We start from the raw sequence: 13,404 nt of genomic DNA on the forward strand, positions 1-13,404 counted from the left end.
CGTTACGGCGTACCGCTAAGCGTCGGACGGCCGCGGTAGAGGATGCGCCAGAGACCGGCGCGGGTCTGGTAGACGTTCGTGATCAGCAGCACCAGCGGCACGATCGCGATCCGCTGGGCCATCGACAGACCGGGCACGAGGTCGACCGGGAGCGTGTAGGCGAGCACGAACCGGGCGACCGCGTCGGCCACACACGCGCTGCCCTGGATGACCGTGCTGACCCGCCAGATCCGGCGGAAGCGCGCGTCGTCGCGCCACAGGTCGTCCCAGGAGTGTTGCCGGGCGCCGAAGAGGCCCTCCAGCAGCGGGCGGGAGACGACAAGTGCGGCGGGTCGGTCGCCGCGCGCGCTGATCAGGAAGCCCGCGCCGATCAGTGCCGGGAAGATCGTATTCTTGGCGAACATGAACCGGACGCTTCCGGTGAGGAACGACAGCGCCGTGCTGACGAGCAGGATTCCGAGCACCGTCAGCGCCAGCTTGTCGACCCGGCGGCGAACCACCATCCGGTACGCGATCAGCGCCGCCGTGAAGGCGACGGTGGCCAGCAGCGCGGGCAGCATCCCGACGCCAAACGCCCGCAGCAGGTAGTAACCGGCGGTGGGGATGCCGGTGTCCACGGCGACCTCGAGGAGGAAGCCACGGAGGGTGCGGTACTGGCCGGCGTTCATGGCGACCGCCTGGTGGCCAGGTCGAAGATGGTGACGAGTTCGTCGGCGTACCGCTTCAGGTCGAGATCGGGGTCGGCGTCCAGGGCGAAGGGCAGCCCGTCGATGGAGCGTTGGATGGTGGTGGCCATCACCCGCAGGTCGAACTCGCGGAACTCGGCCGACTGTTGCCCGGCGTGGAGGATCTGTTCCAGGCTTGACAGCACGTTTCGCTCGGTGTTCCCGTCGTAGGACCCGCCCCCGGTCTCGGGCCGGAAGTTCAGGAAGATCTCCAGCAGGGCCTTCATGCGGGAGCGGTGTGCGCCGATGAATTCGACGCTGCCCGCGAGGTAGGCCCGGAGCATGCCGGCGGCGCTCTGCTCGGCGCTGACCCGCCGGTGCATGAAGTCGCCCATCGTCTGGTGGATCTCGATGACGATCTGCCGGATCAACTCGTCCTTGCCGGCGAAGTGGTAGGAGATCAGGCCGGTGCTGCTCAGGCCGGCGCGCTTGGCGATCTGCGCGAACGACGCGCGGGCGTAGCCGAGCTCGGCGATCGTCTCGATCGCGCAGTCGAGGATCTGGGCCCGCCGCGCGTTCTCGATGAAGGTTCGCGCACCGCTCTTTGCTCGCATGAGCAAAAAATAGCACAGTCAAGCAAGATGGCTAGGCTGGGGAGAGGAAGGGAGATCCACACATGGCACGCAGCATCGCTACCAATAGCCGGGTTGACCGCGCACAGCTCGTCGACTTCATCGCCCCTCGGCACCGCGCGATCCTGATCACCACCAGGGCCGACGGCAGGCCGCAGTCGTCACCGTTGACCTGCGGCGTCGACACCACCGGCCGGATCGTCATCTCGACCTACCCGGAACGGGCGAAGGTCGCCAACATCCGTCGCGATTCGCGGGTGTCGGTCTGCGTCCTGTCCGACGAATGGAACGGACCGTGGGTCCAGGTCGACGGCACCGCCGAGGTGCTGGACCTTCCGGAGGCGCTGGAGCCGCTTGTCGACTACTTCCGGTGCATCTCGGGCGAGCATCCGGACTGGGACGAGTACCGCGACGCCATGCGTCAACAGGGCAAGTCGCTGATCCGGGTCACCATCGACAGCTGGGGCCCGGTCGCGACCGGTGGCTTTCCGGCCCGGCTCGCCGACGATTAGGGCGGCTGCGGGTCGGGTGGAACGAGATAGGTGTGACCCTGGCGGCTCCGCCAGGCGAAGACACCATCGCTGATCTGGCGCAGCCGCCAGCCACCCTCGCCCTTGAGGCGGTGGTCGTGCCGACACAGCACCCCGAGATTGCCGGGATCGGACGGTCCGCCCTCGGAGTAGGGCTGGGTATGGTCGAGATCGGACTGGTGCGCCGGCATCCGGCAGCCCGGCGCCCGGCAGGTACGGTCACGGGCCTTCACGAACTCCGCGTCGGCGGTGCTCGGCCGGCGGCGTACCGGGCCATGATGAACCAGTCGACCGGTGCGGTCGTAGACGCTCACCCGCCAGGGCGACCGGCGTTGCCGCTCGGCCACCTCGCGGGCGACCTCAGCGACGACAGGCCCCCAACCGGCCAGCTCACCGGGCTGATCCGACAGGCCCATCAGAGTGGTCAACGCCACCCGGAGCTCGACCCCGCCACGACCACCCGGGGTTCCGGCGGCGGCGGCCCCTTCGAGCAGGTCGAGGAAGGTGTCGGCGCGCAGTTGGTCCATGGTGCGGGAGTCCCCGGCCCGCTTGGCGGCCCGGGCCAGGTCGTCGATCCGGGCGGCCGCGACCGCGGCCCGATCGGTGGGCAACCGAAAGCCGGCGAGAGTGACGGTGCCGTCGGGATCGAGAGCGGAGAAGATCCGGCGCCGGGCCAGGGACGCCTGACGCCGACGGTCCGCCGACGTCGGGTCGGCGGTGATCGCCAGCGAGCGGAGCCGGGCCGCGAGCTGGCCGGTGGTCAGCGTCGGTGCGTCGTCGATGACCTCGTCGACGACGCTTCTGGCGGTCGCCGTCGGCAGGGCGCGGGTCTCCCGGGCGAACACCCTGGCCCGGGGCACGTCGACAGCTCCGGCGAGCATGCCGGCATGCACCCGGGGAAGTCGTCCGGTCACGTCCAGGGCAAGGGTGAGGGCGGCGTCGGCGGCCGTCCGGGTCAGGCAGAGCGCCGCCCGGATCTCGTCCACCGCGAACTCGTCGACGCCAGGGGTGCGGGCCGCCGGCGAATCCGAATGACCGGGCGGGCAGTGCGCCAACTCGGCCATATCGGCCAACACCTGGGCCTGCTCGTGGGCCGCCTGCCGTGACCTCGCCTGCAGCAGGACGACCAGGTCGTGCCCGTTGAGTCGCGACCGATCGATGGTGGCGAGCCGGGCGGCCAGCTCAGGACCCGGCGGGAACTCCGCCAGGCCCTCGGGCAGCCCCTGTCGTTCGATCACATGTTCGAAGCTAGGCGACCCCACCGACAATTCCGCCGCACGGTCGGACAGCCCTGGTCAACGCCGCCCGAGGCGGCTGCCGAGCAGGCCGACGAGCAGCGCGCCGGCCAGCGACCCGACCGCCACCAGGAACGCCCCGATCACCCAGAGCCCGTCGGCGTCCGGGTCGGTGGCCGCGTCCACGGCGAAGCAGACCGTGAGCACCACCGCGAGCACCGGCGCGGCCAGCCAGTGCCGCCCGGCCCGCCCGGCGGCGAGCGCGACCAACCCGAGCACCAGCCCGAGGCCGAGCACCTGCCAGGGCTGGTAGGGCCCGGTCTCCGCGCCGGTGGCCGGGTTCAGGTCCTTCTCCTGATCCCAGCCGAGTAACGCCAGGTAGGCGACGACGGTGACGACGGCGACACCGACGATCCAGAGCGGTGCGGACGCCCGTCCCGGACGGAGCTCACGCGTTTCGGTCATACCAGAGACCCTGCCAGGTCCGGGCCACCGACGAATGAGTACGGCCACTTAGCTCCACACAGGATCCGGGGCCGAAACAACACGCAGCGTGAAGGTTGAACCGAGCCCGGCTCGGTGTTCGTGCGCCCTGGAGATGATCCGATACCGTGATGAGGATGACTGGCCAGGGTGCCCCCGGCGAGTCGCCCGCGGTGATCGTCGAGCGGGCCGCCTCGCTCACCGACTATCTGCTCGCCGTGCGCGCGCAGATGGAGAAGCCGGTGCGCACCGTCCCCACCGAGGACGCCGTCTGGCAGCACACCCTGCCGGCGCACCGGGACTGCCAGTCGGGGCCGTCGCCGGACGGCGCGACCTGGCTGCGGGTCGGCCTGCCACCGGCGCCGGCCGCCATCAAGGTGCCGCCGGACCTGATCGGCCACCTCGCCGCCGAGCCGACCGCCGCGGCCGAGCCGACCCTGCGTACGGCCGGGCCGGAGCCCGCCCCGGCGGACCTGGACTGGCGGTTCGAGCGCTGGCGCGACGACGAGTGGCGGCCGTGGGCCGCCGAGGCGGGCGCCGTCGAGCGGACCCGCACCCTGCACCGCCGGTTGTTCGACCTCAAGCACAAGGTCGACATGAACACCGCCACCCACGAGCTGGTCTGGGGTCACGGCATCCTGCACCTCGCCATCGACGGCAAGCGGGTCGCCTACCCGCTGGTGGTGACGCCGGTGGCGATCGACTACGACCCCGACCGGGCGCTGGTCGCGGTGGCGCCGCAGGGCGGCGGCCGGCTGCAGACCGACCCGCTGGCCGGGCTCGACGAGCGCTACCTGAACCAGCTGCTCGCCCTGGCCGGCCCCGGTGGCCAGGTCGACGTGGACCCGTGGGACGACCTCGGCCGGCGCGAGCTGTACGAGCGGGCGCTGCGGCGGCTGGGCCACGACCCGGTGCTGCGGGAGCCGGACGGCCCCGACCCGGGCACCCCGCACGTGCACGACACCGCCGTGCTGTTCCTGCGGCCCAAGCAGCGGATGGTCCGCCGGTTCCTGGAGCAGCTCCGGGATCGGCTGCTCGACGGCGACCCGACCGGCGTCGGCTCCCTCGCGGCGATCCTGGCGCACGAGCCGAGCCGGCTGCGGATGCCCGACGACCAGCCGGACCAGTGGGCGCCGGTGGGGCAGCGCCTACTCATGCCGCTGCCCACCAACGAAGCCCAGGAGTCGATCGCCCGCCGGCTCGCCCAGCACCGCAACGTCGCCGTGCAGGGCCCGCCCGGCACCGGCAAGACCCACACCATCCGCAACCTGATCTGCCACCTGATGGCCAACGGCAAGCGGGTGCTGGTGGTGGCCCAGAAGGAGGACCCGCTGCGGGTGCTCCGCGACGGCCTGCCCGCCGAGATCCGCGCCCTCTGCCTGGCCGTGCTCGGCCGCTCCACCGACCAGCTCGTCCAGCTCCAGCTCGCCGCCCGGGAGCTCTCCGACCGGGCCGCCACCCTGGACCGGACGGCCGAGCAGACCAAGGTCGACCGGCTCACCGCCCAACTGGAGGAGGCGGAACGGGAGCTGGGCCTGGCCATGGCCGGGCTACGGGCGGTGGCCGAGCAGGAGGCGTCCACCTACGCCATCGACGGGGTCACCCTGACCCCGGGCGACGTCGGCGCCTGGCTGCGCGGCCACGCCCAGGCGTACGGCGACATCCCCGACCCGGTCAGCGGCCCGGCGCCGCTGACCGCCGACGAGTTCACCGAACTGATCCGGCTCGCCACCGGGTTGGCCGCGCCGGACCGGGCGCGCGCCGTCCACCAGCTCCCACCCGCCGGTGAGCTGCCGACCGCCGGGGCGGTGCGGGCGGACCGTGCGGCGCGGGTCGCCGCCGCCGCCGAGCTGGACCGGCTGGCCGGCGCCGGGGTCGACCTCGGCGCGGTCCGGTCCATCGGAGCGCAGCAGCTCGACGAGCTGCTCACCGCGCTGCGCCAGTCGGTGACCTGGCTGACCGGCCGGGAGGGCAGCTGGACGGATCTGCTCGGCCGGCTGCTGGCCGAGCCGCACTGGCAGCGGATGTGGCACGACCACGTGACCGCCTGCACCCGGATGCTCGGCCAACTCGCCGAGGCGGCCAGGATCATCGGCGGCAACGCCGTCAGCATCCCCGACGCGCTCGCCGCCGAACCGCGCCGGCTCCTCGGCCAGCTCGGCGAACTACGCAACCGGTACGCGGCCGGCAAGAGCGTCGGCCGGCTGGTCCAACCCGCCCTGGCCCGGCTGGCCGCCGACTGTCGGGTCGACGGGGAGCCGCTGCGCACCACCGCCGACGTCGACATCGTGGTCGCCCACGTGGACCGGGCGCGGCTGCGCCAGCAGCTCGCCGCCGGCTGGGACGAGTGGTCCCGCCGGCTGGGCATCCCGGCGCCGGAGGAGCACGCCGACCCGGAGGTCTGGGTGGGGGCGCGGCTGAGCGAGGCCGGCCGGTCACTGGACTGGGACCGGCGGCAGTGGCCGGTGCTGCACCGGGAGCTGCGTCGGCTCGTACCCCGGGCCGACCTGGCGTTGGACGCGGCCCGGCTCGGGCAGGTCGCCGCCCTGCTGGCCCGCTGCCCGGCGGTCTTCGACCACGACCGGCTGGCCGCCGCCGACCGGGACCTGGCGGCGAAGCTGCGCGACGGGCTCGCCCAACCGGACGCCAGTGACCTGTGGCGCCGCCTCGACGACGCGTGGCGGGACGCGGAGCTGACCGGCTGGGACGAGGCGCGGGCCGAGGCCGGGCGGCTCGCCGCGCTGGTTCCGCAGGTACGCCGCTATCTGGAACTGCGCGGGCGGCTGGCGGCGATCGCCCCGCAGTGGGCGGCGGCCATCGAGGCCGGTACCGCCCCGGCGCTGGCTGGCTCGGGTCCCGACTGCCTCGCCCGGTGGCGGTGGCGGCAGGCGCAGACCTGGTTCGACGCGGTGATCGGCAGTGTCGACCCGGCGGTGCTGAACCGGCGGGTGGAGCAGAGCCGGGAGCGGATCCGCCGGTTGACCGAGGATCTGGTGGTGGCCGCCGCCTGGCTGGCGGTGGCCGGTGCGCTCGACGACCGGCGCCGGGCCGCGCTGGCCGACTGGACCACCGCGCTCCGCAAGATCGGCAAGGGTACCGGGAAGAGTGCGGCGGCCTGGCAGGGCCACGCCCAGCGGGCGATGGCGGCGGCCGTGGAGGCGGTGCCGGTGTGGGTGATGTCGATCGACCGGGCGGTGGAGCAGTTCGCCGGCGGCGCCAGCTTCGATGTGGTGATCATCGACGAGGCGTCGCAGGCCGACATGTTCGCGCTGCCGGTGCTGACGCTCGCCAGCCGGGCCGTGGTGGTCGGCGACGACCAGCAGATCGGCCCGCAGTTGACCTTCGTCGGTTCGGTGGCCGGGCTGATCGGCGCCCACCTGGCCGACGTGCCCTCGGCGGAGCACTTCGATCCGGAGGGCAGTCTCTACGACCACGCGGTGCGGCGGTCGCCCGAGCGGATTCTGCTCACCGAGCACTTCCGCTGCGTACCGCAGATCATCGAGTTCTCCAGCCGGCAGTACTACGACGGCAAGATCGAGCCGCTGCGCACCGACCGGGTGCCGGGGATCGGTGAGCCGGTGGTGCCGGTGCACGTGCCGGCGGGGGTACGCCAGTCGCTGGCCGGCTTCGGCGACGTCAACGTCCCCGAGGCCGAGGCGCTGGTCGAGCGGCTCGCCGGGATCGTCGCCGACGAGGCGTACGCGGGCCGTACCCTCGGCGTGGTCAGCCTGCTCAGCAGCAGTGGCCAGGCGTTGTACCTGCTCTCCCGGATCCGGCAGGAGATCGGCGAGGAGGAGATGGAGCGGCGCCGGCTGCGGGTCGGCGACGCCTACACCTTCCAGGGTGACGAGCGGGACGTGGTGCTGGTTTCGCTGGTGGCCTCCCCGCACGCGGGGCCGATCGCGGCCTTCACCAAGCGGGACTACCACCGCCGGATCAACGTCGCAGCGTCCCGGGCCCGCGACCAGCTCTGGATCTTCCACTCGATGACCCCGGACGACTTGCGCCCCGACGACGCCCGCGCCGCGCTGCTGACGTACGCGCAGCACGTGACCTCGGCCGAGACCACCTTCACCGACCTGGAGCAGTGCTGCGACAGCGAGTTCGAGCGGGAGGTGCTGCGCCGGATGCTGCTGCGCGGCCTGCGGCCGCTGCCGCAGTTCCGGATCGGCGGCTACCGGATCGACTTCGTGCTGCCCGCTCCGGACGGCCGCCGGTTGGCGGTCGAGTGCGACGGTGACGCCTACCACGGGCCGGACGAGTGGGCCAGCGACATGCGCCGCCAGGCCGTCCTGGAGCGGGTCGGGAACTGCGTCTTCGTCCGGGTCCGGGGCAGTGTGTTCAGCCGCGACCCGGACGCCGCCCTGGAGCCGCTGTGGCGCCGGATCGAGGAGCTGGGGATCGCCCCCGAGCCACCCCCGCCACCGGCGGCCCCGCAGCCGCCGGCCGCTGGCTTCGCGTTCTCGGCGGAGCAGCAGGATCTGATCACCCGACTACTCGCCGAGGGCAAACCGGTGACGATCCGGCCCGACGGTTCGGTGGCGGACCAGGCCGCCGACTGATCGACGGACACCGACACGGTGTGCGTCCGACCCGGTCCCCGGGTGCCTAGCGTCACTGCGTCAGGTGGGGCGCTGCCGATCCCGCCTGGCCGCAGGGCCCCGGCCGGACGCGACATCTGCCTCCGTCCGGCCGGGTGCCGGTAGGTCAGTCGATCCGGCGCCAGTACTGCCGTTTCTGTTCGTCCCGGACCACGATGTCCAGCCGGGCCAGTTCGGCGCGCAGCTCGTCGGCGTCGTCGCGGTGGTCGGCCTCCAGCGCCCGTTGCCGGGCCCGCAGCAACGCGTCCGCGCCGGCCGGCAGCTCCGGCAGGTCCGGCACCCAGCGCCGGTACGCCGCCCGGTACGGGTCGCCGTCCGGCCGCCACGGATAGCCGTACCGCCGCAACGGCTCGGCCAACCCGTCGACGATCAGCCCGGCGGGCTCCCGGGCGAGTTCCCGGCCGGCCGGGTCGAGCAGCACCAGCCGCTCGCCGTCCAGGAACACCGCGCCGACGCGTGACCGGTCGAACTCCCGGACCGTGTCGCCCCGGGTGAGCCGAACCCCGTCGGCCGCGACGGTGACCCGGAGCCCGCCGTCAGCCACCGCCCAACCGCCGAACAGACCGAGTACGCCGCCGAGGGCGGTGGCCCCGATGGCCGACTGCGGGTCGGGCAGCGAGTCGATCAGCCGGAGCGGTCCGCGCATCGGAATCCACGGCAGGGTGAGCAGCCAGCCGGCGCCGACGACGAGCAGCCACCCGAGGGCCGCGCCGACCAGCGGCAGTCCGATCCAGGCCAGGGTGCGCAGCCACCCCGGTGGCCGGATCATCGTGCTCACGCGACTTCGCGGCGCAGCAGCCGGATCAGCCCGACGGCCATCGGCAGGGCGATCCAGACCAGCACCGAGACCCCGAGCCGCCCCCACTGGCCGGCGGTCACGTCGGGGGTGGTCAGTGGCTCCATGGTGCGGGAGATGTCCAGCCAGCCGGCGGCGGTCCGCAGCGCGGCGACGAGTTCGCCCAGGATCGACCAGGCGGTCGGCAGGACCAGGTAGACCACGATCGCCAGCGGGCTGTTCAGCAGCAGCATCCCGAACCCGATCCCGAACAGCACGTTGAGCACCTGGAACAGGGTGGCGTAGCCGATCAGCACCAGCGGGGTCCGCCAGGTCCCGGCCCCGCCGGTGGCCGTGGCGATGAGCGTGCCGATCGCCGCCACCACCAGGCTGGCCAGCACGGACGCCGCCGCGGCGAGCACCCCGGCGGCCAGTTTGGCCGCCACCACCCGGTGCCGCTGCGGCACCAGCGCGAAGGTGGTCAGCGCGGTGCGCTGCGAGAACTCGCTGGTGACCGAGAGGATGCCGAGCACCGGCAGCAGGATGGCGACCGGGATCAGCGACGGCAGGAAGAAGTTCTCGAACGTCTGCGCCTCGGCGTCGAAGACGAACAGTTGGACGGTGACGACGGCCGCCGCGACCAGGCCGATCACGATCAACAGCCAGTATCCGGCCCGGGTGTCGCCCAGTTTGCGCAGCTCGACGGCGGTCAGCCGGGCCAGTGACGGGGTCTGTGCGGTCTGCGTGGTCACCGGTCTGCTCCCTTGGCGGTCAGGTTGAGGAAGATCTGCTCCAGCCCGCCGTTCTCGGCGGGCCGCAGCTCGTGCAGGACGGCGCCGGCGCCCGCAGCGACCTCGCCGACCTGCTCGGCCGGCGCGGTCACCAGCAGGCTGCCGTCCGGGTTCGCGGTGGCGGGCAGCCCGGCCCGCTGCAGCGCGTCTGCCAGCGTCCGCTGGTCGCGGGCCCGGACCCGGGTGCCGATCTCCCCGGTCGCCAGCAGCTCCTCCTTGCCGCCCTGGGCGACGATCCGGCCACCCCCGATAACCACCAGCCGGTCCGCCACCGCCTCGACCTCGCGCAGCAGGTGGGAGGAGAGCAGCACGGTGCCGCCCCGGTCGGCGAAGTCGCGCAGCACGCCGCGCATCCAGAAGATCCCCTCCGGGTCGAGGCCGTTGGCCGGCTCGTCCAGGATCAGCACCCGGGGGTCACCCAGCAGCGCCTGCGCCAGGCCGAGCCGCTGACGCATCCCGAGCGAGTACGCGCGGACGCGCCGCCGGGCGGCAGTCCGGTCGAGGCCGACCAGGGCGAGTTTCTCGGCGACCCGGCGCCGGTCCACCCCCATGGTCTGGGCGGACACGGCCAGCGCCTCGCGGCCGGTCCGCCCGCCGTGCTGGGCCGAGGCGTCCAGCAGCACGCCGACGTGCCGGCCGGGATTCGGCAGCCGGCGGTAGTCGACGCCGTCGATGGTGGCGCTGCCACCGGTGGGTGGGGTGAGGCCGCAGATCATCCGCATGGTGGTGGATTTGCCGGCGCCGTTCGGGCCGAGGAAGCCGGTGACGGTGCCCGGGGGACAGTCGAAGGAGACGTCGTCGACGGCGGTGTGCGCCCCGTACCGCTTGCTGAGGCGGTCAACTCTGATCATGTCGTCAAGCCTGGCGGGACCGGGGGTGGCGGCGCTTCGGCCGGCGGTCGATGACCGGCGGGCGCGGTACTACCTTCGTCTACCGGATCATCTCGACTTTGGTCGCTGTCGACGGCCGGTGACCGTACGTAGCATGGCGGCATGAGCGGCAGATCGGCCTCCGAGTACGCCTGGCTGCTGCCGTCGGCGCTGGTCGCCGAGGTCCGCGCCGAGGCGGGCGGGGCTCGGCCGAGGCCGCGGCGGACCACCCGGGACTGGCTGGTCGACAGCATCTTCTTCCTGGTGGCGCTCGGCTACGCGATCTTCACGGCCTGGGACATCCGGCGGCCCGACTCGCAGTTCGTCACCGGCGGCATGACCCCTGCCTGGCTCATCCCGGTCGACACCGTGCTCGGTCTCGCCGGGAGCCTGGCGATCTGGTGGCGGCGCCGCTGGCCGGTGGGACTGGCGCTGGTGGCCCTGATCATCTCGATGTTCTCGGTGACCACCGGCGCGGTCCAGGTCATCGCCTACTTCACGCTCGCGGTGCATCGCCGCTTCGCGATCGTCGGTCCGTTCGGCGCGGCTTTCGTCGTCGCCGGGGTGATCTACTTCGAGATCCACCCGGACGAGGAACTGGGCCGGCTGGGCTCGCTCATCTTCACTGTCGTGTTCCTCGGGGCGGTGCTGGCCTGGGGGATGTTCGTCCGGGCCCGCCGGCAGCTCGTGCTCTCGTTGCGGGACCGGGCCGACCGGGCCGAGGCGGAGCAGCAGCTGCGGATCACCCAGGCGCGGCAGGTGGAACGGACCCGGATCGCCCGGGAGATGCACGACGTGCTGGCACACCGGATCTCGCTGCTGAGCCTGCACGCCGGGGCGCTGGAGTTCCGCCCGGACGCCTCCCCGGACGAGATCACCCGGGCGGCCGGGGTGATCCGGGCCAGCGCCCACCAGGCCCTCGACGACCTGCGGGAGGTGATCGGCGTACTCCGGGAGGAACCGGACGGGGCACCGGAGCGGCCGCAGCCCACGCTCGCCGATCTGCCGGCGCTGGTGGCCGAGTCCCGTGAGGCGGGGGTCCGGGTGAGCCTGCGCACGGAGGTGGCCGATCCGGCGGCGGTGCCGGCGGCGGTCGGGCGGGGGACCTACCGGATCGTCCAGGAGGGGCTGACGAACGCCCGCAAGCACGCACCCGGCGCCCGGGTGGCGGTCTCGGTGACGGGCGGACCCGGGGACGGGCTGAACGTGGCGGTGTCCAACCGCGGCCCGATCAGTCCCGGCCCGGACTCTGGCCCCGGCTCCGGTCCGGTGCCGCCGATCCCGGGCGCGGGGACCGGGCTGATCGGGCTGGCGGAGCGGACCAGCCTGGCCGGTGGCCGGCTGCGGCACGGCCGGACGGCGGACGGCGACTTCCAGCTGACCGCCTGGTTACCCTGGCCGTCATGACCGTTCGGGTGCTGCTGGTCGACGACGACGCGCTGGTCCGGGCCGGGCTGACGATGATCCTGGGCGGCGCGTCCGACCTGCGGGTGGTCGGCGAGGTGGGCGACGGCACCGAGGTGGCCGGGGCGGTGGCGGAGCACCGGCCGGACGTCGTGTTGATGGACATCCGGATGCCGAGGATGGACGGCCTGGCCGCGACCGAGGCGCTGCGGCGTGGGCCGGAGCCGCCCGAGGTGCTGGTGCTGACCACGTTCAACGCCGATGAGTACGTGCTGCGCGCGCTGCGGGCCGGCGCCAGCGGCTTCCTGCTCAAGGACACGCCGCCCGGGGAGATCGTCCGGGCGGTGCGGCAGGTCGCCGCCGGGGAAGCCACCCTGTCGCCGGTGGTGACCCGGCAGTTGATCGACCATGTCTCGGCGGCCGGCGGTGGCCAGCCCGGTCCGGACCCCCGCCGGGAGCGGGCACGCCGGTTGATCGACGGGCTGAGCCCGCGGGAGCGGGAGGTGGCGGTGGCGCTCGGCCGGGGCTGCACGAACGCGGAGATCTCCGCCGAACTGTTCATGAGCGTCGCGACGGTGAAGGCGTACGTGTCGCGGCTGCTGGCCAGGCTGGAGCTGAACAACCGGGTGCAGGTGGCCCTGCTGGTGCACGACGCCGAGCTGGTCTGAGCCGGCCGCTGGGGCGGGCCGCTGGGGCGAGCCGGTGTCGGTGCGGGCCGGTAAGGTGCTGGTCGGGTCCACCGAGCGGTTGGGGGAGACGTTGGCGCGGCCTGGCGTTTTCTGTATCGAAGGGCAGTGGCACCGCGACCTCAACGAACGGGGTTCGGTGCTGCCGACGCTGGAGCTGCTGGAGCGGCTCGGCAAGATCCGGTTCATCCACAAGGACGCCGCCACCCGCGACGAGCTGGTCTACTTCATCGACCGGTGGCTGCTGCGCCAGTACGCCGACTACCGGGTCGGCTTCTTCGCCATGCACGGCGAGCCGACCAAGCTCTGCCTGACCGACCGGCATTCGGTCGACCTGAGTGACATCGCGGAGCAGATGGCCGGCCGGTGTGCGGGCAAGCGCCTCTACTTCGGCAGCTGTTCGGTGCTGCGGGCCTCCGACGCCCGGCTGCAGGAGTTCCTGGCCGAGACCGGCGCCGCGCTGATCTGCGGGTTCACCCGGGACGTGGACTGGGTGGAGTCGGCCGCCTTCGAGACGGTGCTGCTCGACGTGCTGGTCAACGGTCGCCGGTTGAACGCCGCCGAGATGCGGATGGGTTCGGTGCACTGGGCGCCGCTCGCGTCGTACCTGGGCTTTCGGATCGTGTACGCCAGCGGGCGGACCTGGCGGCCGGCCCTGCGCCCGACGCAGCGGGTGCCGAAGCAGTCGGTGGCCGCCACCGTCGACTGACCGCGCGACCCTGCCGGCCGGGGT

The 13,404-nt window shown here is 73.1% G+C and carries 12 protein-coding genes; 5 read left to right on the forward strand and 7 right to left on the reverse strand.

Annotated features, from left to right (window positions below; translation table 11 throughout):
* Positions 1-2: 2 nt before the first annotated feature.
* Positions 3-668: a VC0807 family protein gene (locus tag O7627_RS07375; RefSeq protein WP_278092744.1), complete on the reverse strand. Its 666-nt coding sequence runs from the start codon at positions 666-668 to the stop codon at positions 3-5.
* The gene (locus tag O7627_RS07380) at positions 665-1,279 is read right to left on the reverse strand and encodes a TetR family transcriptional regulator (RefSeq protein ID WP_278092745.1); all 615 of its coding nucleotides are present in this window, start codon (positions 1,277-1,279) and stop codon (positions 665-667) included. Before O7627_RS07380 ends, O7627_RS07375 begins: the two co-directional genes overlap by 4 nt.
* A 62-nt stretch (positions 1,280-1,341) precedes the next feature.
* Here O7627_RS07380 and O7627_RS07385 point away from each other — a divergent pair, with 62 nt between their 5' ends.
* The gene (locus O7627_RS07385) at positions 1,342-1,809 is read left to right on the forward strand and encodes a PPOX class F420-dependent oxidoreductase (protein WP_278092746.1); all 468 of its coding nucleotides are present in this window, start codon (positions 1,342-1,344) and stop codon (positions 1,807-1,809) included.
* Here O7627_RS07385 and O7627_RS07390 read toward each other — a convergent pair.
* Together O7627_RS07390 and O7627_RS07395 are read right to left on the reverse strand one after the other, a co-directional pair.
* Positions 1,806-3,065, reverse strand: a complete 1,260-nt coding sequence (locus O7627_RS07390) for an HNH endonuclease signature motif containing protein (RefSeq protein ID WP_278092747.1) — start codon at positions 3,063-3,065, stop codon at positions 1,806-1,808. The two genes, O7627_RS07385 and O7627_RS07390, sit on opposite strands and share 4 nt — an antisense overlap.
* 57 nt (positions 3,066-3,122) lie before the next feature.
* A complete protein-coding gene (locus O7627_RS07395; protein WP_278092748.1) occupies positions 3,123-3,527 on the reverse strand; it encodes a hypothetical protein in 405 nt (134 codons plus the stop codon).
* Positions 3,528-3,682: 155 nt separating this feature from the next.
* On the opposite strand from O7627_RS07395, the gene O7627_RS07400 reads away from it, so the two are divergent.
* On the forward strand, positions 3,683-8,107 hold the full coding sequence (locus O7627_RS07400) for an AAA domain-containing protein (RefSeq protein ID WP_278092749.1): 4,425 nt from the start codon (positions 3,683-3,685) through the stop codon (positions 8,105-8,107).
* Positions 8,108-8,252: 145 nt separating this feature from the next.
* On the opposite strand, the gene O7627_RS07405 is transcribed toward O7627_RS07400, so the two are convergent.
* Genes O7627_RS07405 through O7627_RS07415 form a run of 3 tightly spaced genes read right to left on the reverse strand, consistent with a single transcriptional unit; the run spans position 8,253 to position 10,563 of the window.
* A complete protein-coding gene (locus O7627_RS07405) occupies positions 8,253-8,915 on the reverse strand; it encodes a hypothetical protein (RefSeq protein ID WP_278092750.1) in 663 nt (220 codons plus the stop codon).
* 5 nt (positions 8,916-8,920) lie between these two features.
* Positions 8,921-9,673 carry an ABC transporter permease gene (locus O7627_RS07410; protein WP_278092751.1) on the reverse strand — a complete coding sequence of 251 codons (753 nt, stop codon included), beginning with the start codon at positions 9,671-9,673 and terminating at the stop codon, positions 8,921-8,923.
* Positions 9,670-10,563, reverse strand: a complete 894-nt coding sequence (locus O7627_RS07415; protein WP_278092752.1) for an ATP-binding cassette domain-containing protein — start codon at positions 10,561-10,563, stop codon at positions 9,670-9,672. Before O7627_RS07415 ends, O7627_RS07410 begins: the two co-directional genes overlap by 4 nt.
* 141 nt (positions 10,564-10,704) lie before the next feature.
* Between O7627_RS07415 and O7627_RS07420 the strand changes: the two genes are divergently transcribed.
* From O7627_RS07420 to O7627_RS07430, 3 genes are all read left to right on the forward strand, one after another.
* Entirely contained in the window at positions 10,705-11,988 is a 1,284-nt protein-coding gene (locus O7627_RS07420) for a histidine kinase (protein WP_278092753.1), read from the forward strand.
* A complete protein-coding gene (locus O7627_RS07425) occupies positions 11,985-12,653 on the forward strand; it encodes a response regulator transcription factor (protein WP_278092754.1) in 669 nt (222 codons plus the stop codon). Before O7627_RS07420 ends, O7627_RS07425 begins: the two co-directional genes overlap by 4 nt.
* A 91-nt stretch (positions 12,654-12,744) precedes the next feature.
* Positions 12,745-13,380 (forward strand): DUF6642 family protein, encoded by a 636-nt coding sequence (locus O7627_RS07430; protein WP_278098197.1) that lies wholly within the window; start codon positions 12,745-12,747, stop codon positions 13,378-13,380.
* Positions 13,381-13,404 lie beyond the last annotated feature (24 nt).

Source organism: Solwaraspora sp. WMMD1047, from assembly GCF_029626155.1.
GTDB lineage: Bacteria > Actinomycetota > Actinomycetes > Mycobacteriales > Micromonosporaceae > WMMD1047.

Excerpts from the sequence above, each read along its gene's own strand:
- O7627_RS07375 (WP_278092744.1), bottom strand. The coding sequence starts at position 668 with ATGAACGCCGGCCAGTACCGCACCCTCCGTGGCTTCCTCCTCGAGGTC.
- O7627_RS07380 (WP_278092745.1), bottom strand. The coding sequence starts at position 1,279 with ATGCGAGCAAAGAGCGGTGCGCGAACCTTCATCGAGAACGCGCGGCGG.
- O7627_RS07385 (WP_278092746.1), top strand. The coding sequence starts at position 1,342 with ATGGCACGCAGCATCGCTACCAATAGCCGGGTTGACCGCGCACAGCTC.
- O7627_RS07395 (WP_278092748.1), bottom strand. The coding sequence starts at position 3,527 with ATGACCGAAACGCGTGAGCTCCGTCCGGGACGGGCGTCCGCACCGCTC.
- O7627_RS07400 (WP_278092749.1), top strand. The coding sequence starts at position 3,683 with ATGACTGGCCAGGGTGCCCCCGGCGAGTCGCCCGCGGTGATCGTCGAG.
- O7627_RS07405 (WP_278092750.1), bottom strand. The coding sequence starts at position 8,915 with ATGATCCGGCCACCGGGGTGGCTGCGCACCCTGGCCTGGATCGGACTG.
- O7627_RS07415 (WP_278092752.1), bottom strand. The coding sequence starts at position 10,563 with ATGATCAGAGTTGACCGCCTCAGCAAGCGGTACGGGGCGCACACCGCC.
- O7627_RS07420 (WP_278092753.1), top strand. The coding sequence starts at position 10,705 with ATGAGCGGCAGATCGGCCTCCGAGTACGCCTGGCTGCTGCCGTCGGCG.
- O7627_RS07425 (WP_278092754.1), top strand. The coding sequence starts at position 11,985 with ATGACCGTTCGGGTGCTGCTGGTCGACGACGACGCGCTGGTCCGGGCC.